Genomic DNA, 25,650 nt, shown 5'->3' on the forward strand with positions numbered 1-25,650 from the left:
CATGAAATATCTGCCGCTTTCCGCCGCCCTCGCCCTCGCCTTCGGCCTGGCCGGCTGCGCCGCCACCGATACCCCGGCCAATGGCCAGAAAGTCGCCCGCGAGGAATCCTACGCCCCGGTCGGCACCATGATCCCGCGCAAGAACGGTAGCGGCCTCGGTGCCGGGCCGGTCACCGCGGTCGACAAGACCCAGGTCGAAAATGCGCGCGCCATGCAATCGAACGGTGTCGCCGGCGCGCCTCCGGGCGCCTGATCCACGCTGCAAGTGTTCAATAAAGGCCAGGAGCATAAAGCACTCCTGGCTTTTTCATTCGATGGCGCTGTGCCGCACTATCCACCGCGGGTAATCGTCACCCAGGACAGGCTGAAGCGGTTTTTGCCGGGCGAGTGACATTAGAATAGTTAATGTAATTATTTGCCGATCTGGCGAATCATGCATATCTCATACTCGAGGGCAAAGGATGGCAGTCCATCGCTCCCGATTACCAGGAGACGTCGATGAAACATCTACCGCTGTTTACCGCCCTGGCGCTCGGGCTCGCCGCGAGCCTGGCGGGCTGCGCCGCTACCGAGCCCACGACCAGGGGCGAGAAAGTCGCCCGCGAAGAAGCCTATGCGCCGGTCGGCACTTTCATCCCGCGCAAGAACGGCACCGGTCTGGGCGCCGCGCCGATCACCGCAGTCGACAAGACGGCCGTCGAGAACGCGCGCGCCATGCAGTCCAGCGGCCTGGGCGGCCTCGGCAAACCGCTCTGACGCTGTCTCGATACGCCTGTTTCCGGAATCCGCAACGCTGCGGTTTGCATAGTTGAACGAAGCTTATGGAGGAGACCTCGACATGAAAACCATCATCCTGACCGCCCTGGCATGTGTGCTGCTTTCCGGCTGCGCTACCGATCCGGCGGCGAAGACAGGCGAGCAAGTGGCGCAGAACAGCAGCTTCACGCATACCGGTTCGGCGATCCCGCGCGCCAAGGGCAAGGGGACTGGCGCTGCAGCGGTCGGTACCGCCGAGATGAACGAGCTGGAGAATGCCCGGATCATGATGAACACGGGCCTGAAGAAATACTGATTGCAGCAAGACAGGCAGCCTGGATGTGAATGAACCGTCTTTCTCATGCATACCAAGATGCAATTGATTTCCGCCGCGCACTTTGCCGTACGGTGGCGGCGAATACGTTCGCTTTTCTGACAAGGAGTCGTTTTAGATGAAGAAGTTCCTGATGGCCGCTGCGGCCTGCACCCTGCTGGGCGGCTGCGCCTACTATGTCCCGTCCACCGGCGAGAACGTGGCCCAGAACGACGACGGTCGCTACGTCCCGACCGGCAGCAACATCCCGCGCAAGAAGGGCGAAGGTACGAGCAATGTCAGCACCCTGAGCAAGGTCGAACTGGAGAGCGCCCGCATGGACGCCGGGTCGGCCCCGGTCATCCCGGCCAACCAGCAATAAGCGCCGGCAAACAAAAAAGGCCAGGATTCCTGGCCTTTTTTTTACGCTCAGTCGTCGTCAGGGCCGCTGCCCTTCTCGACGAACACCGCCGTCGTGCGCGCGGGAATGGTGAAACTGCCGCTCGCCTCGCCATAGCTCGAGCTCTTCACCACCGGGTCGTCCGACTTGCGCTGCAGCTTGTGCAGCTTCAGCTTCAGCCCCTTGAGTGCGGGGATCGCAATCGTCTTCGCTTCCTTGTCCACGTTGAACAGCACCACCACGCTGCGGTACTGCGCGCCAGGATAGCGGGTCGGCTCGTCGCCGTCGATGCGCATCACGATCAGCCCCGGCTCCTGGTCCGGCCCCGTGTTGTGGAACTTCAGGCGCTCCATCACGTCTTTCGCCGTGCGCAGGCGGAACAGGCTGCTGTCCATGCGGATCGCCAGCAGGTCTTCGAAGGCCGACCTGGCCGACAGGATCGCGCCGGAATCAGGCTTGATCAGCGGGTTTTCCAGGATCGGCGTCATCAGGCCCCAGTTGTCGCGGTTGACGCCCGCCATCGGCAGGCCGACACCGAAGTTGTTCGCCGCATAGCTGTAGTCGAGGCGGTTGAACCAGTCGCCCGCGTTGTAGCTGTCGCGGTCGAGCGACTTCGAGCGCAGCAATTCCTGGCCGGCATGGATGAAGGGCACGCCCTGCGACAACAGCACGATGGCGGCGCCCAGGTTCTGCACCCGCACGCGGTCCGCCAGCGAGGTCGATTGCGGCAGCCTGAAGGCGTTGATGTCGAACAGGGTCTGGTTGTCGTGCTTCTCCACGTAATTGATCGCTTCGAGCGGGCTGGCGGTGTAGCCGGCGCGCTGGCCGAAGTAGTCGATGTCGGCATTGCTGCGCAGCGAACCGAAGCGGTCGACGAAGCGGTAGTCGCGCAGGGTGCCGGACAGGCCCACGCGCACCATGTCGGCCAGGCGCAGCGCATCGTCGCGCGACTGGCGCGCCCGGTCGTTCGGGTCATACCACACGCCGTTGATGAAGCCCTGCTGGCTAATCAAGTTCTCGCCGCCGTCGCAGCAGCCGCCGCCGCGCACCGCATCGCGCAGGCGGTCGTTGAAGGAACCGATGCCGCTGCCATACAGGTTGGCCTGGCGCGCCTGCACGAAGCGCTGGTCATTGCCGACGGCGCCGAAGTTCCAGCCTTCGCCGTACAGGTAGATCTCGCGGCCGGCGGCACGGTTCACGGCCGTTTTCAGGCGCGTCATCAGCTCGAGCGGGGCAAAGGACATGATGTCGAAGCGGAAGCTGTCGACCTGGTAGGCCTTGGCCCACAGCGCCACCGAATCGACCATCAGCTTGCCCATCATGGTGTGTTCGGCCGCGGTGTCGGCGCAGCAGCTGTCGTTCAGGTTGGCGCCATTGCCGTTCAGGCGGTAGTAGTAGGCCGGCACGATCTTGTCGAGCACCGACAGGGGCCCCTGCTGCGAGCTGCTGGTGTGGTTGTAGACCACGTCCATCGCCACCCGCAGGCCGGTGTCGTGCAGGCCCTGCACCATCGCGCGGAATTCGCGGATGCGGGCAGCGCCGTCATTCGCGTTGGAGGCATAGCTGCCTTCCGGCGCGTTGTAGTGCACCGGGTCGTAGCCCCAGTTGAAGCAGTCGCTGTCGCGCACCGCGTCCACCGCGGCCTGCTGGGCGCTCGACGCCGGCCCCGCATCCGGGATCGCAGGCGTGGTGCATCCGAGCTCGTTGACGCTGGCGATGTCGAAGGCCGGCAGCAGGTGCACGTGGGTCAGTCCGGCTTTCGCCAGCGACTTCAGGTGGCGCATGCCGTTCGACTGGCGCTCGGTGAAGGCCAGGTACTTGCCGCGCCGCGCCGCCGGCACCGAGTTGTCGCTGGCGCTGAAGTCGCGGATGTGCAGCTCGTACAGCGCGATGTCGCCCGCATGCTCGAGTCTGGGGATGCGGTGCTGGTCCCAGCCGCGCGGCTTGAGCGCGTCGCTGTCGAGGTCCGCCACGAAGGAGCGGGCGCTGTTGGCATTCAGGCTCACCGAATACGGGTCGGTGACGGTATTGGTCACGATGCTGTTGTTGGCCCAGCGCGACAGCACCTGCACGGTATACGTGTAGTAGGCGCGGTTGGTCCAGTTCGCGTTGGGCGCGGTGTAGCTCCACACGCCGGTGGCGGCATCAAAGCGCATCGGCACCGAACCGGAGCTTGGTGCGTTCGCATCCGGATAGATGTCGAGCGCCACCGACTTTGCGGTCGGGGCCCAGACCCGGAAGGTCGGCACGCCGGCGCCGTTGAAGCTTACCCCCAGCTTCGCGTTCGCGGCGCGCTGCCCGAACACGTCGTCGAGCATGCCCGCGTTCTGCAGCGAGGTGACCTGCACCAGCTTGCCGGCGGCGTCGAACTGGGCGATCGCGAACTGGGCGCTGGCCAAAGCGCCCAGTTTCGCCGCATCCGCATTCGACAGGGCCAGGCCGGTAGCATTCGCCAGGTGCGGGAACTTCGTGCGCACCGCTTCGGGCAGCGGCGCCAGGCTCAGGTTCATGCTGCCGTCGGCGCCGCTCACGCCCGCCGCGCCGGAACCGAGCCCCCCATTGGCGGCGTAATACAGCTTGTAGCTGCCGGTGGCCGGCACACCGGGCCAGGCCAGGGTGTTCGCGGCCAGCCAGTGGGCGCTGGCGTTGAGCAGGCTGCCGTAGCTGAGTGCGGGCGGCGCCGTGTAGACGGTGCAGTCGCCTTCCAGCAGCCAGATCTCGTGGCCGCGGCTAGCCACGTCGTTCGGGAGCGGCGCGCCCTGGTCGGTGCCGCAGTTCTTGGTGCCGCTGCCGTCGGTGACGAGGAACCACAGCGCGGTCTTGCCGGCGGCAAGCGGGATGTCGACGAACCCGCCGAAGCTGTCCGACTGGGTGAACATGAAGCGGTCGGTGATCCAGGCGGAACTCGGATTGGCCGGGCCGTCCCACGAATACACGCCCCACTGGGCGGCGTCGTTCTGGACGCGCCGGAAGTGGATGCGGATGGTGCCGGGCGCGACCGGCGCGGCGGCAGTGGTGGCAGTGGCGGCCGGCTGCTGGGCGTACGCGGCCGCTGCGGGCAGGCCGGTGCCGGCGACTGCCGCCAGCAGGCCGCAAGCGGTCATGGCGAACCGCAGCCGTGAAGTCAAACTACGTCTGGTGCGCATTGATGTCCCCTTTGTCATTGTTTTCATTGGTAGTTACCACCGGCAACAGCTGAGCAGGCGGTCACGGTAGCGAGCGCTACCATGTAATATTACTACCAACGTACTGACATTTAACAATGCGTTCGCTAAAAAAAACTGTCATCCGCGTGCATGGATCTTCTCGGCCGGCACCGGACGCGAGAAGAAGTAGCCCTGCCCTTCGTCGCAGCCAAGGGCCTGCAGCAGCTGCATCTGGCGCCGGCTCTCGATGCCCTCGGCCACCACCCGCATCCCCAGCGCATGCGCCATGGCGATCATCGACGCGATCAGGGTGTCGCCTTCCGGATGCTCGATCCGCAGCACGAAGGCGCGGTCGATCTTGAGCACGTCGAAGTGCAGCTTCTGCAGCTGCGACAGCGAGGAGTAGCCGGTGCCGAAGTCGTCGATGCACAGCTTGATCCCCATGTCGCGCAGCTGGCGGAACACGGCCGACTCGCCGATCCCTTCCTGCATCATCGACGATTCGGTCACCTCGATCTCGAGCAGCCTTGGGTCGATGCCGTGGCGCGCCACGGCCGCGCGGAACAGGCCGAGGATGTCCGACTGGCTGAACTGGCGCGGCGAGACATTCACCGACACCGGCACCGGCGCCGCGCCCTCGCGCTTCCACTGGGCCAGCTGGCGGCAGACGCCGTCGATCACCTGCTCGCCCAGGCGGACGATCAGGCCGGTCTCCTCGAGCAGCGGAATGAAGCGGTCCGGCCCGGTCAGCCCGCGATCCGGGCGCTCCCAGCGCACCAGCGCTTCCATGCTGGCCGGCGCGCCCGACACCAGGTCCACGCGCGGCTGGTAGTGCAGCACGAACTGCTGCCGGTCGAGCGCATGGCGCAGTTCGACCTCGGTTTCCAGACGGGTGCGGATCGCCTCGAAGAAGCTCTCGTGGAAGAAGCGGTACTTGCCCTTGCCTTCGGTCTTGACCGAGTACATGGCGATGTCGGCGTTTTTCAGCAGGGTCTGGGCGTCGTCGCCGTGCTGCGGGAACAGGCTGATCCCGATCGAGGCATTCAGGACGTGCAGCGCGTGGTGCAGGTGGAAGCCGTCGCGGAAGGCGCCGAGGATGCGCTCCGCCACGTGCTCGACATCCGTGCTGCTTGCGACCTGTTCGAGCACCACCACGAATTCGTCGCCACCCAGGCGCACCACGTGGTCGCGCGGGCGCACCGCGATCCGCAGGCGCTTGCCCACGGTGCGCAGCAGCTCGTCGCCAGCCGCATGGCCGAGCGCATCGTTGACGGTCTTGAAGCCGTCCAGGTCGATGAACAGTACCGCCAGGCCCTGCCCGTCCGCGCGCGCCGCGCCGATCGCCTGCGGCAGGTACTGCTGGATCCAGTAGCGGTTCGGCAGGCCGGTCAGCTCGTCCGAATTGCTGCGGCGCTCGAGTTCGGTCAGGTGCGCCTTGCCCTCGCTGATGTCGCGGATCGTGACCGCCAGGTCATCGCCGGCGCGCACCGCCTTGTAGCGGATCCACTGGGGCTTCAGCGGCTGCTCCGCCGACGGCGTCACCGGGAGCTCGCGGTCGTACAGGCCGGTGTCGAGCGCCTGGCACAGGCGCGCGCAGGCGGCGCGGAACAACTCGCCCTGGTAGAACTCGGAGAGACGGTGTCCGATCAGTTCCCTGGGCTGCTTGCCGAACATGTCGGCGCCAAACTGGTTGCAGTCGACGACCAGGAAATCGCGCACCACGCCCTGCAGGTCGCGCAGCGGGCGGTTGATGAAAAAACCCTCGCCCGCATCCTCGGTGGCCAGGCGGTAGGTGGCGCGGATGGTCTCGACCTGGTGCCGGCGCCACTTCGCGTGCACGAAGACGGCGCTGGCCAGCAACGCGGCCAGCGCCAGCCAGGCGGTGTTCCACCAGGCCCCGGCCAGCTGCTCCTGGCGGTGCGCGCGGTAAGGCGCCAGCGCCGTGTACTGGTCGACGCCGACGACGCCGACCAGGCCCAGCTCCGAAAACGGCCGCCAGCCGACCACGCGCGCACGCCCGTCGGCGAAGCGAAGCCCGCCGTCCGGCTGGGCCACGCCGCTGGGCACACCCAGGGGCAGCGGCGCCAGCAGGAATGGTGCGCCCATGCTGTGCACCGTGGCGCCGCTGCGGCTGGCGACCAGCGCGCCGTCCGCCACCACCACGGCCACGAAGCCATGCTCGCCCAGGATCGGCTCGGCGTAGTGCTGGGTGAAGAAGGACGGCAGGACCGACACCAGCACGATGCCGTCGAAGCGTCCCTCGGGCGTCAACAGCGGACGCGAGAAGGCGACCACCTCGCGCCCCGACAGGTCTCCCACCAGCGGCCGGCTCACGTAGAGCCGGTCGGCGCCGGCTGCCTGCTGGGCGCGGAAGTAGGCCCGGTCGCCGACGTAGCGGCCGATGGCGCCCGGATGGGTGCTGGTCATGATGCTCCCCTCGCGGTCGACCAGGGCCACGGCGGATATATATTGTTTAGAGAAAATGCCTGCCTCGAGCGTGCCCGACAGGTCGACACGCCGCGCCGATACCGCCCAGTTGTGGCGCAACAACAGCAACAGGCGATCGGTGTCGCCGATCGAGCGTTCGGTGCGGATCACCAGGCTGCGCGTATAGGCATCGACCTGTTGCGCCAGTTCGGTGCGGCGATCGCTCAGCTCGCGCCCGAGGTCGAGCAGCACATAGCTCCACAGCGCGACCGCGGCAGCCAGCGCGAGCGCTGGCCATACCAGCAGCAGCGTCATGCGCGGACGCAGGAAGGCCAGCAGCGGTCGCAGGCTGTCGATGGCCCGGAGTCCGGTCGCGGTTCCGGCGGGCATTGCCTTGTCGGCTTGCGGGTTCATGGCTCTGGTCGGATGGGCAGCGGCCCGTCCAGTATAACTGCGGGGGCTGCGGGTACCCGGACACGACGGGCGAAAAAAAACCCGGCAGCGCCGGGTTTTGTGGAAGCATTGCTTTCTCTGCTGTGCCTACATGATGTGGGTGCCGATCCACCAGGCCACAGCCGCCATGAAGGCCGACGCCGGGATGGTGAAGATCCAGGCCCAGACGATGTTGCCGGCCACGCCCCAGCGCACCGCCGACATCTTCTGCGAGGCGCCGACGCCGACGATGGCGCCGGTGATGGTGTGGGTGGTCGACACCGGGATGCCGAAGTAGCTCGACATCAGCAGCGTCATGGCGCCACCGGTCTCGGCGCAGAAGCCGCCTACCGGCTTGAGCTTGGTGATCTTCTGGCCCATGGTCTTGACGATGCGCCAGCCGCCGAACAGCGTGCCGAAGGCGATCGCCGCGTAGCAGGAGATGATGACCCAGGCCGGCGGATGCGCATCGCTGGCGCTGACGTAGCCGGCGGCGATCAGCAGCATCCAGATGATGCCCATGGTCTTCTGCGCGTCGTTGCCGCCGTGGCCCAGCGAGTAGGCGGCGGCCGAGGCCAGCTGCAGGCGGCGGAACCAGGTATCGACCTTGCGCGGCGTCGACTTCACGAAGCTCCACGAGACGATCAGCATGATGATCGAGCCGAGGATGAAGCCCAGCATCGGGGCCACCACGATGAAGGCGACGGTCTTGAGCAGGCCGCCGGCGACCAGCGAGCCGGTGCCCGCCTTGGCCACCGCGGCGCCCACCAGGCCGCCGATCAGCGCGTGCGAGGACGAGGACGGGATGCCGTAGTACCAGGTGATGATGTTCCAGGCGATCGCGCCGACCAGCGCGCCGAAGATCACGTAGTGGTCGACCACGTGCGGGTCGATGGTCCCCTTGCCGATGGTCTGCGCCACCTTCATGTTGACCACGAAGATCGCGATGAAGTTGAAGAAGGCCGCCATCGCCACCGCATGGTGCGGCTTCAGGACGCCGGTCGACACGACGGTGGCGATCGAGTTCGCCGAGTCGTGGAAGCCGTTCATGAAGTCGAAGACCAGCGCCAGCAGCACCAGCATGCCCAGCACGTAAATGCTGATGTTAACAGTTTCCATAATTGTTCTTGTTGTTGGCCGCGTTATGCGTTTTCGACGATGATGCCTTCGATGATGTTGGCGACATCCTCGCAGCGGTCGGTCACGGTCTCGAGGATCTCGTAGATGGCTTTCATCTTGATCAGGTTGCGCACGTCCGGCTCATCGCGGAACAGCTTGGACATGGCGGCGCGCATCACGTGGTCGGCGTCCGACTCGAAGCGGTCGATCTCTTCGCAGATGGCGACGATCTTGGCGGCGTTGCCCATGTCGTGCAGCAGGGCGACCGCTTCCTGGACCTTCTTGCAGGCCGACAGGCACAGTTCGGCCAGGCGCGCGGCTTCCGGGGTCACGGCGTGCAGGTCGTACAGCGACACGGTCTGGGCCGCGTCTTCCATCATGTCGAGGATGTCGTCCATGCTGGTGATCAGCTTGTGGATGTCGTCACGGTCGATCGGCGTGATGAAGGTCTTGTGCAGCATGTCGACGGTGGCGTAGGTAATCTTGTCCGCCTGTTTCTCGATGCTCTCCACGGCGTGGGTGCGGTTTTCCAGGTCGTCGAAGTTGGTCATCAGGCCAACCATTTCCTGGGCACCCTTCACGCACAGTGCGGCGTGCTGGTTGAACAGGTCAAAAAACTTGCCCTCCTGGGGCATCAGGCGTCCAAACATATTATTCTCCGTTGTGAATCTCTTGGGACTTCGAAACCGCCGCCACGGCTGGCAGCGGAAAAGGATTGAAACTGCGGCTTATCGAAACTTAGTCGCCCTGGTAGATACTCAGGTTACCGCTATAGTTGCCGAACTTGGTGTAGGAGCCGATCCAGGTAAGGCGAATCGCCCCGATCGGGCCGTTACGCTGCTTACCGATGATGATCTCGGCGGTTCCTTTATCGGGCGAGTCGGGATTGTAGACCTCGTCGCGATACAGGAAGATGATAACGTCCGCATCCTGTTCGATAGCGCCCGATTCGCGCAGGTCGGACATGACGGGTCGTTTGTTGGGGCGTTGTTCCAGCGAGCGGTTCAGCTGGGACAGTGCGATGACGGGGCAATGCAGCTCTTTCGCCAGGCCCTTGAGCGAACGCGAGATCTCCGAGATCTCGGCCGCCCGGTTGTCGCCCGGCTGGCTGCCCTGCATCAGCTGCAGGTAGTCGACGATGATCAGGCCAAGCTTGCCGCACTGGCGCGCCAGGCGTCGTGCCCGCGCGCGCATTTCGATCGGATTGAGCGCCGGCGTCTCGTCGATGTAGAGCTGGGCGTCGTTCATCTTCTGGATCGCATGGGTCAGGCGCGGCCAGTCTTCGTCGTTCAGGCGGCCGGTACGCAGGCGGTGCTGGTCGAGCTGGCCCACCGAGCCGAGCATACGCATGGCCAGCTGGGCGCCGCCCATCTCCATCGAGAACACGGCCACCGGCAGGCCGGCTTCGATCGCGACGTTCTCGCCGATGTTGACCGAGAACGCGGTCTTGCCCATCGAGGGACGGCCGGCCACGATCACCAGGTCGCCCGGCTGCAGGCCGGAGGTCATGCGATCGAGGTCGATGAAGCCGGTCGGCACGCCGGTGATCTCGCCCTGGTTCTCGCGCGAGTACAGTTCGTCGATGCGCTCCACCACCTGGGTGAGCAGCGGCTGGATCGGGTTCCAGCCCTGCTGGCCGCGCGCGCCGGTTTCGGCAATGGCGAAGATCTTCGACTCGGCCTCGTCCAGCATCTGCTTGACCTCCTTCCCTTGCGGGTTGAAGGCGTTGCCCGAGATTTCGTCGGCCACCGTGATCAGGTTGCGCAGGATGCCGCGGTCACGCACGATCTCGGCGTAGCGGCGGATGTTGGCGGCGGACGGCGTGTTCTGCGCCATCGCGTTCAGGTATTGCAGGCCGCCGACCTCTTCGGCCTTGCCCAGCATGTTGCAGGCTTCGTAGACCGTGATCACGTCGGCCGGCTTGCCGGCATTGATCAGGCGGATCATCTGTTCGAAGATGATGCGGTGATCGTAGCGGTAAAAATCCTCCGCGTGCATGAAGTCGGCAATGCGGTCCCACGCGGCATTGTCGCGCAGGAGGCCGCCGATGACGGACTGCTCTGCTTCGATGGAATGCGGCGGGATGCGCAGGGAATCGACTTGCGGATCGGCTGGGGAATTCATGGCGGGCATTATACCTTCTCCTGTCATCCGGCTGTCATAAAGGCTCAGTTTTTCAGGACGTAAAAAAAGCCGGGCGAGCCCGGCTTTTTCATTTATACAACACTTGCTTAGGCAGCTTCACCGACAACAGCGATGGTGATCTCCGAGACGACGTCGGTGTGCAGCGCGACGGCGACCGGGAATTCGCCGGTGGTCTTCAGCGGGCCGGTCGGCAGGCGAACCTGCGACTTCTCGACCGGGAAGCCTTGCTTGCTCAGGGCTTCGGCGATGTCGAAGTTGGTGACCGAACCGAACAGACGGCCGTCCACGCCCGCCTTCTGGCCGATGGTGACGGTCATGCCGCTCAGCTTGTCGCCTTGCGCCTGGGCAGCCGACAGCTTTTCAGCTGCTGCTTTTTCCAGTTCGGCGCGCTTGACTTCGAACTCGGCCACAGCAGCCTGGGTAGCGCGGCGTGCCATCTTTTGCGGGATCAGGAAGTTACGTGCGTAACCGTCCTTGACTTTGACGACGTCGCCCAGGTTGCCGACGTTAACAACTTTTTCGAGCAGAATAACTTGCATATTTTTTCTCCAGGATAACTGACTGACGTGCCGACGCTTAAGCGTTGTGCAGGTCGGTGTACGGCAGCAGCGCGAGGTAGCGTGCGCGCTTGATGGCGGTGTCGACCTGGCGCTGGTAGTGCGCCTTGGTGCCGGTCAGGCGTGCCGGCATGATCTTGCCGTTTTCCTGGACGAAGTCCTTCAGGGTGTCGACGTCCTTGTAGTCCACCTGTTCCACGCCTGCGGCGGTGAAGCGGCAGAACTTCTTGCGCTTGAACAGCGGGTTCTGCTGTTTGCGCTTGAGTTTTTCTTTAGCTTTGTTTTTGTCGAACTTTTTACCGAATGCCATTTCGAGGCTCCTGTATCTAATCTAAATTGGCCGTTTTAGGCGGCACTGAAATCAATGATGTGAAACACCAAGGCTTTACTGTTGCGGTTTTTTCGTGCAAGGAATCCTTCGAACCGGTAGGCGGCGCCGAGTTCGGCGCTGTCCAGCCTGCCTGAAATCTCGCCTGCGCCGAGCGCAGGCATTTCAAACTCGACCAGTCTTGCCACTCCGGCTTCCACCTGCTGCGAACTGTGCTGCAGGATGGCGCCCACGATGGGGACGCCGGCCGGGGTGAATCGCAGTACGTCTCGCTCCGCGATGGTCGCGATGAGCTGGAACTGGTTCACTGCGATGCTTTACTTGGTTCGTTAATTCCTAGGAAAAACTTAGGCAGCTGCGGCCGGGGCAGCGGCTGCTGCTTCTGCGCGGTGGCTCTTGGCTGCGTCTTCGCGCTGGACCGACTTCATCATCGGCGACGGTGCGGTTTCGGCCTTCTTCATCTTGACGGTCAGGTGGCGCAGGACGGCATCGTTGAACTTGAATGCGGTTTCCAGCTCGACCAGGGTCTCGTTGTCGCACTCGATGTTCATGCAGATGTAGTGGGCTTTCGGCAGCTTCTGGATCTGGTAAGCCATCTGGCGACGGCCCCAGTCTTCCACGCGATGGATGTTACCGCCGCGGCTGGTCACCGTGGTCTTGTAACGCTCGATCATCGCCGGAACTTGCTCGCTCTGGTCCGGGTGGACGATAAAAACGATTTCATAATGACGCATGCAACACTCCTTAAGGACGTTTAAACAAATGCCCACCTCGGCGTCAAGACGAGTGTGGGAAGGGGTAAGCCCACGATTATAGCCGGAAAAGCGGGCAGTTGGGAAGCCGGGGTGTGGTTTGGGATGGAAGGAGACCTTGCCTGTCCGCCAAGTACCTGCGTACACGCCGCCACACTTTGGCAGTCGGAGGACCCGGATTGCACAATTTTTTTACACTTTTCCCGCGTTTGCCCTTGCGCATTGCGGAATACTGTACAAAAATACAGTCTGCTCTTACAACTAATGCCGTATAACACCCATGCTCAAGCTCACTGCAAGGCAAGAACAGATCCTTAACCTGATCAAGGAAGCGATCGAGAATACCGGTTTCCCGCCGACCCGCGCCGAAATCGCGGCCGAGCTGGGTTTCAAGTCGGCCAACGCGGCCGAGGAACACCTGCAAGCCCTGGCGCGCAAGGGCGCGATCGAGATTTCGCCGGGCACCTCGCGCGGTATCCGCCTCGTCGGCGCCAGCGTCGAGCAGATCCCGATGCCGCCTCCGAACCTGATGATGTCGCTGCCGCTGGTCGGCCGCGTCGCCGCCGGTTCGCCGATCCTGGCCCAGGAACACGTCGAAGCCACCTACTCCGTTGACACCGCCATGTTCTCGGCGCGCCCCGACTTCCTGTTGAAGGTCAAGGGCTGGTCGATGCGCGACGCCGGCATCTGCGATGGCGACTTCCTGGCGGTCAAGAAGGTCGATAACGCCAAGAACGGTCAGATCGTCGTCGCCCGCCTGGGCGAGGAAGTCACCGTCAAGCGCTACCGCAAGACCGGCAACCTGGTCGAGCTGCTGCCGGAAAACCCGGACTTCAAGGTGATCCAGGTGACGCCGGAAGACGAGTTCGCGCTCGAAGGCCTGGCAGTCGGCCTGATGCGCAGCTGGCACTAACAATTCCCCCGATGGCTGCGTTGCATCGCCTTGCCGTACTAGCGTACTGTCTTCGTGGTCCGCCACTGCGGCGATGCGCCTTGTCCTCGGGGTTTTGTTAGTCGAGCGTAAAAAAAGCGGGCACGGCCCGCTCTTTTTATTTGTCCTTGAACAGGGTCGAGCTGTTGGTCTTGACCATCTTGTTGTGTTCGGAGACATAAGCCTCGGTCGCCTTGCGCCAGGCTTCGAAGTCCGCCAGGATCAGCTTCGAACTCACCTTGGCCTCCTCCGACAGGTTGGCCTGCAGCTGCTCCAGGTGGGCGTTCGATTTCTCCAGCTCGTCCTTCTTCATCAGCTTGCGGATGTCTTCGGGCACGCGCTTGGTGAGCGGCGAGGCAGCATTCAGGTTGGTGACGTACTTGTTGTAGCAATCCTGCCAGGTGTTGATGGCGGCGCCGATGCGGTCGATGTCGGCGTTGATCTTCGACATTGCCGGGATGCGCGGCGCGGTGCAGCGGAATTCGCCCGACTTCAGGTCTTCGCCATCGTAGCCGCTGATCCAGTAATCGATCTCCTTGCGGCGCTTGACGCGCTGGTCCATCAGCTCGAGCGAAGCGATCGCGACCTTGTTGCCCTTGGCGGCAGCCTTCTTGAACAGCGCCTCGGCCTTCGCCTCATCCACCTGCCCCGCTTCGCCGTACCAGTACATCTGGCCGAGCGCCTGCTGCGCTTCCGGATTGCCGGCATTGGCCAGCTTGGTATAGATCTTCAGCGCCGCCGCGTAGTCCTTCTTCTCGAACAGGGCGTTGGCGTCTTCCAGCTCGCCGGCAAAGGCGGCGCCGCACAGCAGCAGGGAGGCAAGGAACAGCTTGGTCTTCATGGGTGTGATACCGATGGGAATGGAGTCCCATGATAGCGGCAATGTGCCGTGCCGCTCAACCGCTGAATGAAAAACGGCAGCCGTAGCTGCCGTCGTGTTTACGCTTCCAGCGCCTGGCGGAAGTCCGCCAGCAGGTCGTCCGTGTCTTCGATGCCCACCGACACCCGGATCAGGGATTCGGCGATGCCCATGCTGGCGCGCCGCTCGCGCCCCATCTCGAAGAAGATCGTGTGCGCCACCGGGATCACCAGGGTGCGGGTGTCGCCCAGGTTGCTGGCCGGGATGCCCAGCTTCAGACGGTTCAGGTAGTCGAAGCAGTCGATATCCTCGCGCAGCTCGAAGCTCATCAAGGAGCCGCCCGCGCGGAACAGCTCCTTCGTGATGCCGTGTTGCGGATGCGAAGGCAGGCCCGGGTAGTGCACCGCCGCGACCCGCTCATCCGCCTCGAGCATCTGCGCCAGCGCCAGCGCATTGCTGCTGGTGCGTTCCATGCGCAGCGCCAGGGTCTCGGCGCCCACCGCGATGTGGTGCGCCGCCTCTGGGTTGAGGGCAGCGCCGAAATCGCGCAGGGCCTTGGCGCGCAGCTGGGCCAGGCCCTGGTTGGCGGCCGGCTGCTTGCGGAAGTTGGCCGCGATGTTCGGGTAGGCGCTCCAGTCAAAGAGGCCGGTGTCGGTGAGGGCGCCGCCGAGCGCATTGCCATGGCCGCCGATCGACTTGGTCAGCGAATTGACCACCAGGCCCGCGCCCACCGCCTTTGGGCGGAACAGGTAGGGCGTGGTCATGGTGTTGTCCACCACATAGAGGATGCCGCGCTCGCGGCACAGCTGGCCGATGCGGGCCAGGTCCGCCACCTGGGTGCGCGGGTTGGCGATGGTCTCGACGAACACCATGCGCGTCTCAAGCGTCAAGGCCGCTTCGACATTGGCCACGTCAGTGGCGTCGACAAAGTCCACGCCGACGCCCTGACCCGCCACGGTCTGCCACAGGCTGTTGGTATTCCCGAACAGGAAGGACGACGACACGATGTGGTCGCCCGCCTTGAGAAGCGCCTGGAACAGCGCGCCGATGGCGCCCATGCCGGTAGCGAAACAGATGGTGCCGACGCCATCTTCCATCTTCGTGATCTTGTCCTCGAGCGCGCCCACGGTCGGATTGCCCTGGCGGCCGTAACGGAAGCCCGGCTCCTTGCCCTGGAAGACCGACGCCAGCTGGCGCGCGTCGGCGTAGCCGAAGGCGACCGAGGTGTGCACCGGCTTGTGCAGCGAGCCCTGCTCGATCGTCTTGCGGCGGTCGTTGTGCAGGATCGTCGTGGTGAAACCGAACTTCTGATCGCTCATCGCGCTTGTCGCTCCATTACTCGGTCACGGCCGGGGTGTTCAGGTTCAGTTGCGTACGCACCGGATCCTCGACCTGGTTCTTCTTCGGGCTGTGGCGCGCGCTCTCCTGGCGGTCCAGGTATTCCGGGGTCACGTCGCCGGTCACGTAGACGCCGTCGAAGCACGAGGCCTCGAAGTTCTTCAGGGCCGGGTTGACGTCCGAGATCGCCTTCTTGAGCGCATCGACGTCCTGGTAGACCAGGCGGTCGGCGGTGATCTCCCTGCACACCTCTTCCACGGTGCGGCCGTGGGCGATCAGCTCGTCGCGGGTCGGCATGTCGATGCCGTACACGTTCGGGTACAGCACCGGCGGCGCGGCCGAGGCGAAGAAGACCTTGCGGGCGCCGGCGTCGCGCGCCATCTGCACGATCTCGCGGCTGGTGGTGCCGCGCACGATCGAATCGTCGACCAGCAGCACGTTCTTGTCCTTGAATTCGGACGCGATCGCGTTCAGCTTCTGGCGCACCGACTTCTTGCGCATGCCCTGGCCGGGCATGATGAAGGTGCGGCCGATGTAGCGGTTCTTGATGAAGCCTTCGCGGTATTCGACGCCGAGTTTCAGCGCCAGCTGGATCGCGGCCGGACGCGAGGAATCCGGAATCGGCATCACGACGTCGATTTCCTCGACCGGGATCTCCTTGCGGATCTTGTCGGCCAGGTACTCGCCCATGCGCAGGCGGGTCGCGTAGACCGAGGCGCCGTCGATCACGGAATCCGGACGCGCCAGGTACACGTATTCGAAGGCGCAGGGGTTCAGCGACGGGTTCTCGGCGCACTGCTGCTGCGACATGTTGCCGTCGTTGTCGATAAAGACCGCTTCGCCCGGCGCGATGTCGCGCACGAAGCGGAAGCCCAGGCCTTCCAGCGCCACCGATTCGCTGGCCACCAGGTATTCGGTGCCATGCTCGCCTTCGTTCACGCCCAGGCACAGCGGACGGATACCGAAGGGGTCGCGGAAGGCCAGCATGCCGTGGCCAGCGATCTGCGCCACCACGGCATAGGCGCCGCGCACGCGGCGGTGCACCGCGGCCACCGCCTTGAACACGGCTTCCTTGTCGAGGTTGTAGCCGTCGGCCGCTTCCTGGATCTCGTGGGCCAGCACGTTCAGCAGCACTTCCGAATCGGAATCGGTGTTGATGTGGCGGCGGTCGTTCTTGAACAGCTCTTCCTTGAGCTGGGCCTGGTTGGTCAGGTTGCCGTTGTGGGCCAGGGTGATGCCGAACGGTGCGTTGACGTAGAAGGGCTGCGCCTCTTCCTCGCTCGACGAGCCGGCGGTCGGGTAGCGGCAGTGGCCGATCCCGGTATTGCCCTGTAGCGAACGCATGTTACGGGTGCGGAACACGTCGCGCACGAGGCCGTTGGCCTTGTACATCGAGAACATGCTGCTGTGATTGGTTGCAATGCCCGCCGCGTCCTGGCCGCGGTGCTGCAGCAGCAGCAAGGCGTCATAGAGAAGCTGGTTGACGGGATTGTTCGAGACGACGCCGACGATGCCACACATGGTGCGCTCCTAAAGCTGGACTGCCTGATTACAGAAATGTCAAAAACGAATCAAAAATTCACATGCTGCGCCATGGCAGCTGGGAGAAATGGTTTTACCGTGCGCGCGCCGGTTTCCGCCATGGGCGACAGCAACGCGTTCCTCCAGAAATCCTGTTGCGGGATGGAAGTCATCCCACTCAATATGACGGCGGCAAGCACGATTACAATGCCGCGCGCCAAGCCAAACAATCCACCGAGGCCGCGGTCCGCGAGGCTCAGCCCGGTGGCCGTGATCAGGGCGCCAATCGCCAGCGACAGCAGTCCCATCAGGATACGCACACCCAGGAACAGCAGCACGAAGGCCATGATCAGGCGCGCGGTCTCGCCCGGAAGCAACTCCGGCAGCATCGGCGCCAGCTTTGCGCCGTAGGCGTTCGCCACCACGAAGGCGACGATCCAGCCCAGCAGCGACAGGATCTCCTTCACCAGTCCCCGCAAGGTGGAAATGATGACGGACGACACCAGCACGAACAGCACCAGGTAGTCGAAAATCGTCACGCCCTGCAACCTTCCGTTCGTGCGTTCAGAGCGGCACCAGGCTGCCGGACAGGCCCATGCCGATCAGTTTCGAGCGGATCTTCTCGCCCTCTTCCTTGCTGTACGGCCCCACGCGCACGCGGATCAGGTCGCCCGACTTCTCGGTGAACGAGGACACGCCGGCCGCGCGCAGGCGGCTCTGCAGTTCGTTGACCTTTTCCTGGGTGGCCAGCGCGGCCACCTGAACCACGTACTTCTGGGCCGGGCCGGCAGCGACCTTGGCGGCCGGCTTGTCTTCCAGGATGGCCAGGGCGCGTGCGGCGTCTTCCTGGCGCGGTTTCACTTCCACCGGCTTGGCGGCCGGCTTGTCGAGCTTCTTCGCTTCCAGATCGGCGGCCTTCGGATGCGTTTCAGCCTCCGGCTTGCGCTTCGGTTCCGGCTTCACGGGCTCAGGCTTGGGCGCTTCGGTACGGGTGGTGTCGACGCTGCGCATCGGCGCCGGGTCGGCCGGCGGGGCCGCGACCGGTGCGGTTTCCTGCGGCTGGGCGGCGGGTGTGTCTTCCGGTTCGACGATCTCTTCGCCGCTGTCGACGGTGGCCGCCGCGGGTACCGGCAGCGGCGCCGCCTTGTCCTTGGCCGGGATATTGATGGCGATGTCGGTGCCGAGCGGCTTGGGCTCGGAATCGAGCAGCATCGGCAGGCCGACCGCGGCCGCGAGGGCCAGCGCGATCGCGCCTACCAGGCGGCGGCGCGCGCGCTTCTTCTCGGGGAGGATCGGATCGTTGCCGGCGCGTCCGCGGCCGCGGGTCGCGCCTTCGCCGGCGTGGGAGGCACGCTTGGAGCGAGCCTGCTGCCCGTAGGCGGCATCGTCGTCCTTGACGAAGTGGCCGCTGTCCCGGACCGTGTCTTGCTTGTTTTTGCTACCGAACGAGAACAAGCCCATGCGTTTTTATTCAGTGAAGAGAGGATTTTCGGGCCGCCATCACGCCGGCGACCGTGTAGAACGAGCCAAAGACCACAATTCTATCATTCTCCCCTGCCCGGCTCACGGCATTCGCATAGGCCTCCGCCGGGGAGGCAAAGGCGGTGACGGAAAAATCGTCCGGTTTCGCGCCCGCAGGCGCCAGGGCCGCCAGCTTTTCCGCCAGCTGTTCCAACTGCGCGGAACGGGGCGACGGCAGCGCGGTCACGCACCAGTGGTCGACGATGCCCTTCAGGGGCGCGATCACGGCGTCGATGTCCTTGTCTTCCATGATGCCGAACACCGCGTAGGTGTAACGGTGGAAGCCCATGTTGCCGAGGTTGTGCGCCAGGGTGCTTGCGGCATGCGGGTTGTGGGCGACGTCGAGCACCTGGGTCGGGCGGCCCGGCAGCACCTGGAAGCGGCCCGGCAGCTCGACCATTGCGAGGCCGGCGCGCACTTCCTGGGCGCCGCAAGGCAGCTGCATGCGCAGCACCTCGAGGGCTGCCAGCGCGGCCGAGGCGTTGAGCAGCTGGTTGGCGCCGCGCAGGGCCGGATAGGCCAGCGCATTGCGGCGCTGCCCGCGGCCGCCATAGCTCCACTGCTGCTGGTCGCCCTGGTAGTTGAAGTCGCGGCCGAGTAGCCACAGGTCGGCGCCGATGCTTTCGGCATGCTCGACCAGCGTTTGCGGCGGCATCGGGTCGCTGCAGATCGCGGCCTTCCCGGCGCGGAAGATGCCGGCTTTTTCGAAGCCGATCTTCTCGCGCGTGTCGCCCAGGTAATCGGTGTGGTCGATGTCGACGCTGGTGACGATGGCCACGTCAGCGTCGACCACATTGACCGCATCGAGGCGCCCGCCCAGGCCGACTTCGAGAATGGCGACGTCCACGCCGGCCTGCGAGATCAGGTGCATGATCGCCAGCGTGGTGAATTCGAAGTAGGTCAGCGACACGTCGCCGCGCACGCTCTCCACCGCATCGAAGGCCGCCACCAGGGCTGCGTCGGACGCCATCTCGCCGTTGATGCGGGCGCGCTCGTTGAAGTCGAGGAAGTGCGGCTTGATGTACAGGCCGACGCGGTAGCCGGACTGCAGCAGCATCGCTTCCAGCATGGCGCAGGTCGAGCCCTTGCCGTTGGTGCCGGCCACCATGATCACGGGGCAGCTGAAGGCGAGCTGCAAACGCTCCTTGACGGCGCGCACGCGGTCCAGGCCCATGTCGATATGGGTTTCGGCATGGCGTGACTCGAGCAGTGCCAGCCAGTCGGGCAAGGTGGTCGGGAGAGTAGGCATGGGATGGAGCGGTGAGTGCGTGCCAGACGGCACGGGTGCGGACGCGCTGGGCATCCGCACCTGGGTGAAGGTTAAGCTGTGATTCAGGCCAGCGCGTCGGCGGCCTGGTTTTGCAGCAACGCCAACAGGCGGGCGATTTCTTCGCGCATCTTGCGGCGGTCGACGATCATGTCGACGGCGCCCTTCTGCACCAGGAACTCGGCGCGCTGGAAGCCTTCCGGCAGCTTTTCGCGCACGGTGTTCTCGATGACGCGTGGACCGGCGAAACCGATCAGGGCCTTCGGTTCGGCGATGACGACGTCGCCCATGAAGGCGAAGGACGCCGAGACGCCGCCCATGGTCGGGTCGGTCAGCACGCTGATGAAGGGCAGCTTCTTCTCCGACAGCTTGGTCAGCATGGCGGTGGTCTTGGCCATCTGCATCAGCGACAGCAGGCCTTCCTGCATGCGGGCGCCGCCGGTGGCGGTGATGCAGATGAAGGGGACCTTCTGCTCCAGGGCCACCTGGGCGCCGCGCACGAAGCGCTCGCCGACGACCGAACCCATCGAACCGCCCATGAATTCGAATTCGAAGCAGGCGACCACGACCGGCAGGCTCATGATCGAGCCGCCCTGCACGATCAGGGCATCGGTTTCGCCGGTGGCATCCATGGCCTGCTTGAGGCGGTCCGGATACTTCTTGCTGTCCTTGAACTTCAGGGTATCGACCGGCAGGGCTTCCTGGCCGATTTCGTAGCGGCCGCCCTCGTCGAGCAGGCTATCCAGGCGCTCGCGGGCGCGGATGCGCATGTGGTGATCGCACTTGGGGCAAACGTGCAGGTTCGACTCCAGGTCGGCGCGGTACAGGACCGATTCGCACGAGGGGCACTTGACCCACAGCCCTTCGGGCATGGTTTTGCGGTTGGCGGCATCGGAGCGCTGGATCCGTGGGGGCAGCAGTTTTTCTAGCCAACTCATCTTTTCTCCTTTGCGGGCAATTCTTCGAAGTGGCGGTAGTGTAGCCGCAAGCGCCCGGCTTGTCGAATGATGTCACCCGGCTAATTATCCTTCAGACATCATCGCAGCCTGCGGCTCACCTGTGCTTTAGAAATATTGTTCTGATTGTGCAACATTGTTAAGATTGCAAAGCCTCCGCCCGCGAGGATACGCGTCGAAGAGGCCAAACCATTGCAATCAACACCCAATCGCTTCATGAAAAAACTCTTCGTTCTTTTATTCCTCGCCGCACAGCCCTTTCTTGTTTTTGCCCAATCGAATCGCAGTAACCTCACCGAAAAAATCGACACCGCCAACTTGAACCTGCGGGCCCTGGGCGAGCAGATCACGCGCAACGATGGTACTGATTACCAGAAAGCCGCGAGCTTGCTGAACTGGGTGAGCAACCGCCTGGAATGGCTTGCAACCGACTACCAGCGCAGGACGGTCAAGGAGATCCTGGAGCGCGGAGGCGGAAACTGCTACGAACTGGCCGAGGTTTATCTGGCCCTGGTGCGCGAGATGAACATCAAGTCCCGCCCTATTGCGGAGATTAACCTGTCGAGATTGAATCCCGAAAGGCAGGCAGCGGCCGAACAGCTGGTCAAGGAAAAGGGACACCGTGCTTCAGTATTCGGCGCTCGCCATAATGACCACCGCTGGCTGGAAGTCTATGACGAAACCTCAGGCAAGTGGCTGCCCGTCGATCCGACCATGAATGTGATCGGCGTCGAGCAGTGGGTCAAGGCAAGGCTTGGATTCGGCAAGCGGGTGACCATCGACCCCGTCATTTCCGACGACATGATCGCGCCGTTTGCGGTCTTCGTGACCGATGCGAGCAAGGCCAACATGATCGAAAACCGGTCCACTTACTACATGGTGGATCAGTTCAACAAGGTCTATGATGGCGAGCTATCGAAACTTCCTTCCTGGAGCAAATGGCTTGGATTGATACGTCAATTGTCCGAGCATTCCCGGCTCGCGTTTGAGAAGAAAGAAAATCTTCATCGTTATACGAAGCAGATAGAGGAACTGGATTCTGTCTATCGGGACTTGAAGGACGAGTACCTGAAATCCCATCAAGAGCTTGCCCGGGGCTGAGCCGCATAAGCACGCGGCATGTCGTCACGTAAAAAAGGACGCCGCAAAGGCGTCCCCGCGTTGGTCGGCGGTGCGGCAGCTTCGTCGCTTACACCTTGCTGGTGCTTGCCGACATTTCCTCAATGCTGTACTCCAGCCCGCCAACACGTTTTGCCACCACGTTGTAGAGCCAGGCGACCAGGCCGGTACAGAGAAACGTGATGACACCGTAGATCAGCGGGGCGATCAGGAGCGTAAGGATCACGACACCGACGCCTCCTCCAAAAGCGCCAAAAACAGCGCCGATGGCGAGAAACGGAAGGGACATCACGATATACAGCAGAGTCAATACTTTGGCGGTCTGGGCCACGGATACGTTCACGATCTGTATTTTCATTTCATGATCCAAAGGATTTGTTTATCGGAAAAAACAAATCCAATGTACCGCCATGAAGCTGGACCCAAAACGTGTCAGCGCAAACCGCGTATTGCGCAATGGCAATCTTTATCGGAGCATGCGGTCCGCCCGCATTATTCGGCGATCGGGCTCATCCGTGGTCGGCAACTTCGGCAGTCGTAAATTCAAAACCACCCATGCGTGCCGCCACCAGGTTGTAAATCCAGGCGCCGAGCAGCGTGAAGACGAAGCCAATCGCCGTGTACATCACCGGCATGACAATCAGCATCCAGAACGGAAAGGCCTGGCCGGCAATCATGGCGGGAATCGACATCAAGACCACCATCGGCAGCGAGATAACGAGGTACAGCACCGCCATGACCTTGGCTGACTGGAGAACGGAAACATGCGTGATCTGCTTTTTCATCGGTGATCCTGTTGAGTGACGTATGAGAATACCCAATGTAACTCAACAATTAACACAAAGGAATATGCATTGCACAGGCTATTCAGCATGCTTAAACGCCGGGCTTGCCAGGTCAGCGTCGAATGACCGGAACGTCGATCGTATTCCGGTCATTCAAGCCTGAGCCCGCAGTTCAGGCGTCGAGGGCGGTGCGGATGCCGGAGGTGAAACTGCGGACGGCGTCGACCGCCTTGTCTTTCGGCACCGATTCCAGCTCCTGGATGATGCGGCTGCCGATGACCACGGCGTCCGCCACTTCCGCCACCGCCCGCGCGGTGGCGCCGTCGCGGATGCCGAAGCCGACGCCGATCGGCAGTTTCACGTGCTCGCGGATGGCGGCAACGCGGCGCGCCACGTCGGCCGTGTCGATGCTGCCGGCGCCGGTGACGCCCTTGAGCGAGACGTAGTAGCTGAAGCCGCTGCCGTACTGGGCCACCTGCTGGACGCGCTTCGTGGTCGAGGTCGGGGCCAGCAGGAAGATCAGGTCGAGGTCGGCCGCGCGCATGGCTTCGGCAAAGGCGGCGCATTCTTCCGGCGGGTAGTCGACCACGATCGCGCCGTCAGCGCCGGCTTCTTTCGCGCAGCGGATGAAGTTCTCGGGGCCGATGCGTTCGATCGGGTTGGCGTAGCCCATCAGGACCACCGGGGTGGCGGCATCCGTCTTGCGGAACTCGCGCACGAAGTTGAAGACGTCCGGCAGGCCGATGTTGAACTTGAGCGCGCGTTCGCAGGCGCGCTGGATCACCGGGCCCTCGGCCATCGGGTCGGAAAACGGAACGCCCAGCTCCAGGACGTCGGCGCCGCCCTCCACCAGGGCGTGCATCAGGGGCACCGTCAGTTCGGGGCCGGGGTCGCCGGCGGTGATGAAGGTGACGAGGCCGGTTTTATCAGCCGCCTTGAGGGCGGCAAAGGTCGATTCGATACGGGACATGCTGTTCTTTCTTTTAAAGTTCACGAATGGTCGAGCGGAGGGTCAGCTGAAATCCAGCCCCATCTTCTCTGCCACCGTGTGCATGTCCTTGTCGCCGCGGCCCGACAGGTTGACCAGGATGAGCTGGTCCTTGCCGAGGGTCGGCGCCAGCTTCACCGCGTAGGCGATCGCGTGCGAGGATTCGAGCGCCGGGATGATCCCTTCGATGCGGCAGCAGTCGTGGAAGGCGCTCAGCGCCTCCTCGTCCGTGATCGACACGTATTCCGCCCGCGCCGAATCCTTCAGCCACGCGTGCTCCGGCCCCACGCCCGGATAATCCAGGCCGGCCGACACCGAGTGGGTTTCGATGATCTGGCCGTTCGCATCCTGCAGCAGGTAGGTGCGGTTGCCGTGCAACACACCTGGGTAGCCGGCCGTCAGCGACGCGGCGTGCTTGCCCGATCCCAGGCCCTCGCCCGCCGCTTCGACGCCCACCAGCTTCACGCCCGGCTCGTCGATATACGGATAGAAGATGCCCATCGCGTTCGAGCCGCCGCCGATGCAGGCGACCACGTAGTCCGGCTGGCGCCCGGTCATGGCCGGCATCTGGACCCGGCACTCCTCGCCGATCACCGACTGGAAGTCGCGCACCATCATCGGGTACGGGTGTGGGCCGGCCACGGTGCCGATGATGTAGAAGGTGTTTTCGATGTTGGTGACCCAGTCGCGCATCGCTTCGTTGAGCGCGTCCTTCAGGGTCCTGGAGCCCGATTCCACCGGCACCACCGTCGCCCCCAGGAGCTTCATGCGGTAGACATTCTGGGCCTGGCGCTTGACGTCCTCGCTGCCCATGTAGACCACGCACTCCAGGCCGAAGCGGGCGCAGATGGTGGCGGTGGCCACGCCGTGCTGGCCGGCGCCGGTTTCGGCGATGATGCGCTTCTTGCCCATGCGGCGCGCGAGCAGGGCCTGGCCGATCACGTTGTTGATCTTGTGCGCGCCGGTGTGGTTCAGGTCTTCGCGCTTGAAGAAGATCTGGGCGCCGCCTTGTTGCTCGGACCAGCGCTTGGCATGGTAGACAGGCGAAGGGCGGCCGACGAAGTGGGCCAGCTCGTAGCGGAACTCTTCGAGGAAGGCGGGATCGTGCGAGAAGCGCGCGTAGGCCTCGTTCAGCTCGGCCAGCGCGTGCGACAGGGTCTCGGCGACAAAGCTGCCGCCATAGGCGCCGAAGTGCCCGGTATGGTCGGGCAGCTGGTATTCGGTGGTCTTGTACAGCGGGGTTTGGAAGGATGCGGGTTTGCCGCGTTCAGGCAGGTCCTTGGGAAATTCGTTCATGATCGTACTCACTCGAGATGATGGCGTCGGCGGCCCGCACGGCCTTGATGAAGTCATCAATCCTGCGGGCGTCCTTGATGCCCTTCTGCGCTTCGACGCCACTGCTGACGTCGACCGCGAAGGGACGAACACGTACGGTCGCGTCAGTCGCGTTTTGTACGTTCAAGCCACCACTCAAAACGACCCGAGGCGCGAGCTCTTTTGGGACAAGAGACCAATCGAATACCTTTCCTGCGCCGCCGTAGGCATCCACCCAGGTGTCGAGCAGGAGGCTCGAGAACCAGGGACTGGCGGCGCGGTAACCAGCTTCATATTCTAGCAGCTCGTTCGGGCTCGTGTCCGGCTTGACGCGGAAAGCGCGCACGAATGGACGCTGCACGGCCGCGGCCAGCGCGGCGCACTCCTCCGGCGTTTCGTCGCCATGGAACTGGATCAGCGACAGCGGCGCCTGCGCCGCGACCGCCCGCACCTCGTCCACCGTCGCGTTGACGAACAGCGCCACCGCGGAAACAAAGGGCGGCAGCGCCTTGCACAGCTCAGCCGCCTGCTCCGGGGTGACGTAGCGTGGACTCTTCGGGTAGAACACGAAACCCAGCGCGTCGGCGCCGGCATGGACGGCCGCGCGCAGGTCTTCCTCGCGCGTGATGCCGCAGATTTTGATACGGGTGCGTTGCATGTGAAATCCCAAGGTGGC

27 protein-coding genes are annotated in these 25,650 nt (G+C 63.8%); 6 read left to right on the top strand and 21 right to left on the bottom strand.

All coding sequences use genetic code 11. From position 1 onward, the window contains the following. Position 1 precedes the first annotated feature (1 nt). From LK542_RS10240 to LK542_RS10255, 4 genes are all read left to right on the top strand, one after another. Positions 2-253 (top strand): hypothetical protein, encoded by a 252-nt coding sequence (locus LK542_RS10240; protein ID WP_227799115.1) that lies wholly within the window; start codon positions 2-4, stop codon positions 251-253. A 245-nt stretch (positions 254-498) separates the two neighbouring features. Then, positions 499-756, top strand: coding sequence for a hypothetical protein (locus LK542_RS10245; RefSeq protein ID WP_227799116.1), 258 nt, complete (start codon positions 499-501; stop codon positions 754-756). 82 nt (positions 757-838) lie between these two features. Next, a complete protein-coding gene (locus tag LK542_RS10250) occupies positions 839-1,072 on the top strand; it encodes a hypothetical protein (RefSeq protein ID WP_227811828.1) in 234 nt (77 codons plus the stop codon). A gap of 136 nt (positions 1,073-1,208) precedes the next feature. Then, positions 1,209-1,451: a hypothetical protein gene (locus LK542_RS10255; protein WP_227799118.1), complete on the top strand. Its 243-nt coding sequence runs from the start codon at positions 1,209-1,211 to the stop codon at positions 1,449-1,451. A gap of 47 nt (positions 1,452-1,498) precedes the next feature. Here LK542_RS10255 and pulA read toward each other — a convergent pair whose 3' ends face one another. The 9 genes from pulA to rpsF all read right to left on the bottom strand — a co-directional run bounded on the left by pulA (position 1,499) and on the right by rpsF (position 12,357). After that, positions 1,499-4,573: a pullulanase-type alpha-1,6-glucosidase gene (pulA, locus tag LK542_RS10260; protein WP_227811829.1), complete on the bottom strand. Its 3,075-nt coding sequence runs from the start codon at positions 4,571-4,573 to the stop codon at positions 1,499-1,501. A 180-nt stretch (positions 4,574-4,753) separates the two neighbouring features. Beyond that, positions 4,754-7,456 (bottom strand): EAL domain-containing protein, encoded by a 2,703-nt coding sequence (locus tag LK542_RS10265; protein ID WP_227811830.1) that lies wholly within the window; start codon positions 7,454-7,456, stop codon positions 4,754-4,756. Between the two features lie 126 nt (positions 7,457-7,582). Continuing rightward, positions 7,583-8,593: an inorganic phosphate transporter gene (locus LK542_RS10270; RefSeq protein ID WP_227799121.1), complete on the bottom strand. Its 1,011-nt coding sequence runs from the start codon at positions 8,591-8,593 to the stop codon at positions 7,583-7,585. A gap of 23 nt (positions 8,594-8,616) precedes the next feature. Beyond that, the gene (locus LK542_RS10275; protein WP_227799122.1) at positions 8,617-9,243 is read right to left on the bottom strand and encodes a DUF47 domain-containing protein; all 627 of its coding nucleotides are present in this window, start codon (positions 9,241-9,243) and stop codon (positions 8,617-8,619) included. Positions 9,244-9,331: 88 nt separating this feature from the next. Beyond that, entirely contained in the window at positions 9,332-10,717 is a 1,386-nt protein-coding gene (locus LK542_RS10280; protein ID WP_227799764.1) for a replicative DNA helicase, read from the bottom strand. 107 nt (positions 10,718-10,824) lie between these two features. Beyond that, on the bottom strand, positions 10,825-11,277 hold the full coding sequence (rplI, locus tag LK542_RS10285; RefSeq protein WP_227811831.1) for a 50S ribosomal protein L9: 453 nt from the start codon (positions 11,275-11,277) through the stop codon (positions 10,825-10,827). Between the two features lie 37 nt (positions 11,278-11,314). Beyond that, a complete protein-coding gene (gene rpsR, locus LK542_RS10290; protein ID WP_036249492.1) occupies positions 11,315-11,605 on the bottom strand; it encodes a 30S ribosomal protein S18 in 291 nt (96 codons plus the stop codon). A 35-nt stretch (positions 11,606-11,640) separates the two neighbouring features. Next, positions 11,641-11,931, bottom strand: a complete 291-nt coding sequence (gene priB, locus LK542_RS10295) for a primosomal replication protein N (RefSeq protein ID WP_227799123.1) — start codon at positions 11,929-11,931, stop codon at positions 11,641-11,643. 39 nt (positions 11,932-11,970) lie between these two features. Beyond that, on the bottom strand, positions 11,971-12,357 hold the full coding sequence (gene rpsF / locus LK542_RS10300) for a 30S ribosomal protein S6 (protein ID WP_020656856.1): 387 nt from the start codon (positions 12,355-12,357) through the stop codon (positions 11,971-11,973). Positions 12,358-12,655: 298 nt separating this feature from the next. On the opposite strand from rpsF, the gene lexA reads away from it, so the two are divergent. Beyond that, positions 12,656-13,288, top strand: a complete 633-nt coding sequence (gene lexA / locus LK542_RS10305) for a transcriptional repressor LexA (RefSeq protein ID WP_227811832.1) — start codon at positions 12,656-12,658, stop codon at positions 13,286-13,288. 136 nt (positions 13,289-13,424) lie between these two features. Here the strand turns inward: lexA and LK542_RS10310 are convergent, their stop codons facing one another. The 7 genes from LK542_RS10310 to accD form a co-directional block, all read right to left on the bottom strand. Next, positions 13,425-14,147, bottom strand: coding sequence for a tetratricopeptide repeat protein (locus LK542_RS10310; RefSeq protein ID WP_227811833.1), 723 nt, complete (start codon positions 14,145-14,147; stop codon positions 13,425-13,427). Positions 14,148-14,245: 98 nt separating this feature from the next. Beyond that, positions 14,246-15,484 carry a cystathionine gamma-synthase family protein gene (locus LK542_RS10315; RefSeq protein WP_227811834.1) on the bottom strand — a complete coding sequence of 413 codons (1,239 nt, stop codon included), beginning with the start codon at positions 15,482-15,484 and terminating at the stop codon, positions 14,246-14,248. A gap of 16 nt (positions 15,485-15,500) precedes the next feature. Beyond that, on the bottom strand, positions 15,501-17,024 hold the full coding sequence (gene purF / locus LK542_RS10320; RefSeq protein ID WP_227799127.1) for an amidophosphoribosyltransferase: 1,524 nt from the start codon (positions 17,022-17,024) through the stop codon (positions 15,501-15,503). A gap of 50 nt (positions 17,025-17,074) precedes the next feature. After that, a complete protein-coding gene (locus tag LK542_RS10325; protein WP_227799765.1) occupies positions 17,075-17,563 on the bottom strand; it encodes a CvpA family protein in 489 nt (162 codons plus the stop codon). 25 nt (positions 17,564-17,588) lie between these two features. Further along, positions 17,589-18,485: an SPOR domain-containing protein gene (locus LK542_RS10330; protein ID WP_227811835.1), complete on the bottom strand. Its 897-nt coding sequence runs from the start codon at positions 18,483-18,485 to the stop codon at positions 17,589-17,591. 10 nt (positions 18,486-18,495) lie between these two features. Continuing rightward, positions 18,496-19,794: a bifunctional tetrahydrofolate synthase/dihydrofolate synthase gene (folC, locus tag LK542_RS10335; RefSeq protein WP_227811836.1), complete on the bottom strand. Its 1,299-nt coding sequence runs from the start codon at positions 19,792-19,794 to the stop codon at positions 18,496-18,498. An 83-nt stretch (positions 19,795-19,877) separates the two neighbouring features. After that, the gene (gene accD, locus LK542_RS10340) at positions 19,878-20,750 is read right to left on the bottom strand and encodes an acetyl-CoA carboxylase, carboxyltransferase subunit beta (protein WP_227799130.1); all 873 of its coding nucleotides are present in this window, start codon (positions 20,748-20,750) and stop codon (positions 19,878-19,880) included. A 234-nt stretch (positions 20,751-20,984) separates the two neighbouring features. On the opposite strand from accD, the gene LK542_RS10345 reads away from it, so the two are divergent. Then, positions 20,985-21,869 (top strand): transglutaminase family protein, encoded by an 885-nt coding sequence (locus tag LK542_RS10345; protein WP_227811837.1) that lies wholly within the window; start codon positions 20,985-20,987, stop codon positions 21,867-21,869. Positions 21,870-21,957: 88 nt separating this feature from the next. On the opposite strand, the gene LK542_RS10350 is transcribed toward LK542_RS10345, so the two are convergent. The 5 genes from LK542_RS10350 to LK542_RS10370 form a co-directional block, all read right to left on the bottom strand. Beyond that, the gene (locus LK542_RS10350; RefSeq protein WP_227799132.1) at positions 21,958-22,245 is read right to left on the bottom strand and encodes a hypothetical protein; all 288 of its coding nucleotides are present in this window, start codon (positions 22,243-22,245) and stop codon (positions 21,958-21,960) included. Positions 22,246-22,396: 151 nt separating this feature from the next. Continuing rightward, positions 22,397-22,672 carry a hypothetical protein gene (locus tag LK542_RS10355; RefSeq protein WP_227799133.1) on the bottom strand — a complete coding sequence of 92 codons (276 nt, stop codon included), beginning with the start codon at positions 22,670-22,672 and terminating at the stop codon, positions 22,397-22,399. Positions 22,673-22,844: 172 nt separating this feature from the next. Beyond that, on the bottom strand, positions 22,845-23,642 hold the full coding sequence (gene trpA, locus LK542_RS10360) for a tryptophan synthase subunit alpha (RefSeq protein ID WP_227811838.1): 798 nt from the start codon (positions 23,640-23,642) through the stop codon (positions 22,845-22,847). Positions 23,643-23,684: 42 nt separating this feature from the next. Next, positions 23,685-24,956: a tryptophan synthase subunit beta gene (trpB, locus tag LK542_RS10365; RefSeq protein ID WP_227811839.1), complete on the bottom strand. Its 1,272-nt coding sequence runs from the start codon at positions 24,954-24,956 to the stop codon at positions 23,685-23,687. Continuing rightward, positions 24,928-25,632: a phosphoribosylanthranilate isomerase gene (locus LK542_RS10370; protein ID WP_227811840.1), complete on the bottom strand. Its 705-nt coding sequence runs from the start codon at positions 25,630-25,632 to the stop codon at positions 24,928-24,930. The genes trpB and LK542_RS10370 overlap by 29 nt, the downstream gene beginning before the upstream one ends. Positions 25,633-25,650 lie beyond the last annotated feature (18 nt).

The sequence above is a fragment of the Massilia sp. IC2-477 genome, assembly GCF_020707265.1.
Taxonomy (GTDB): domain Bacteria; phylum Pseudomonadota; class Gammaproteobacteria; order Burkholderiales; family Burkholderiaceae_D; genus Telluria.

Coding starts and splice junctions, on each gene's coding strand:
- rpsR (WP_036249492.1), bottom strand. CDS start 11,605: ATGGCATTCGGTAAAAAGTTCGACAAAAACAAAGCTAAAGAAAAACTC.
- rpsF (WP_020656856.1), bottom strand. CDS start 12,357: ATGCGTCATTATGAAATCGTTTTTATCGTCCACCCGGACCAGAGCGAG.
- accD (WP_227799130.1), bottom strand. CDS start 20,750: ATGAGTTGGCTAGAAAAACTGCTGCCCCCACGGATCCAGCGCTCCGAT.
- rplI (WP_227811831.1), bottom strand. CDS start 11,277: ATGCAAGTTATTCTGCTCGAAAAAGTTGTTAACGTCGGCAACCTGGGC.
- folC (WP_227811836.1), bottom strand. CDS start 19,794: ATGCCTACTCTCCCGACCACCTTGCCCGACTGGCTGGCACTGCTCGAG.
- LK542_RS10355 (WP_227799133.1), bottom strand. CDS start 22,672: ATGAAAAAGCAGATCACGCATGTTTCCGTTCTCCAGTCAGCCAAGGTC.
- LK542_RS10310 (WP_227811833.1), bottom strand. CDS start 14,147: ATGAAGACCAAGCTGTTCCTTGCCTCCCTGCTGCTGTGCGGCGCCGCC.
- LK542_RS10350 (WP_227799132.1), bottom strand. CDS start 22,245: ATGAAAATACAGATCGTGAACGTATCCGTGGCCCAGACCGCCAAAGTA.
- LK542_RS10265 (WP_227811830.1), bottom strand. CDS start 7,456: ATGAACCCGCAAGCCGACAAGGCAATGCCCGCCGGAACCGCGACCGGA.
- trpB (WP_227811839.1), bottom strand. CDS start 24,956: ATGAACGAATTTCCCAAGGACCTGCCTGAACGCGGCAAACCCGCATCC.
- pulA (WP_227811829.1), bottom strand. CDS start 4,573: ATGACCGCTTGCGGCCTGCTGGCGGCAGTCGCCGGCACCGGCCTGCCC.
- LK542_RS10370 (WP_227811840.1), bottom strand. CDS start 25,632: ATGCAACGCACCCGTATCAAAATCTGCGGCATCACGCGCGAGGAAGAC.
- LK542_RS10245 (WP_227799116.1), top strand. CDS start 499: ATGAAACATCTACCGCTGTTTACCGCCCTGGCGCTCGGGCTCGCCGCG.
- LK542_RS10280 (WP_227799764.1), bottom strand. CDS start 10,717: ATGAATTCCCCAGCCGATCCGCAAGTCGATTCCCTGCGCATCCCGCCG.
- purF (WP_227799127.1), bottom strand. CDS start 17,024: ATGTGTGGCATCGTCGGCGTCGTCTCGAACAATCCCGTCAACCAGCTT.
- LK542_RS10315 (WP_227811834.1), bottom strand. CDS start 15,484: ATGAGCGATCAGAAGTTCGGTTTCACCACGACGATCCTGCACAACGAC.
- LK542_RS10275 (WP_227799122.1), bottom strand. CDS start 9,243: ATGTTTGGACGCCTGATGCCCCAGGAGGGCAAGTTTTTTGACCTGTTC.
- LK542_RS10250 (WP_227811828.1), top strand. CDS start 839: ATGAAAACCATCATCCTGACCGCCCTGGCATGTGTGCTGCTTTCCGGC.
- lexA (WP_227811832.1), top strand. CDS start 12,656: ATGCTCAAGCTCACTGCAAGGCAAGAACAGATCCTTAACCTGATCAAG.
- LK542_RS10345 (WP_227811837.1), top strand. CDS start 20,985: ATGAAAAAACTCTTCGTTCTTTTATTCCTCGCCGCACAGCCCTTTCTT.
- LK542_RS10255 (WP_227799118.1), top strand. CDS start 1,209: ATGAAGAAGTTCCTGATGGCCGCTGCGGCCTGCACCCTGCTGGGCGGC.
- LK542_RS10330 (WP_227811835.1), bottom strand. CDS start 18,485: ATGGGCTTGTTCTCGTTCGGTAGCAAAAACAAGCAAGACACGGTCCGG.
- LK542_RS10240 (WP_227799115.1), top strand. CDS start 2: ATGAAATATCTGCCGCTTTCCGCCGCCCTCGCCCTCGCCTTCGGCCTG.
- LK542_RS10270 (WP_227799121.1), bottom strand. CDS start 8,593: ATGGAAACTGTTAACATCAGCATTTACGTGCTGGGCATGCTGGTGCTG.
- trpA (WP_227811838.1), bottom strand. CDS start 23,642: ATGTCCCGTATCGAATCGACCTTTGCCGCCCTCAAGGCGGCTGATAAA.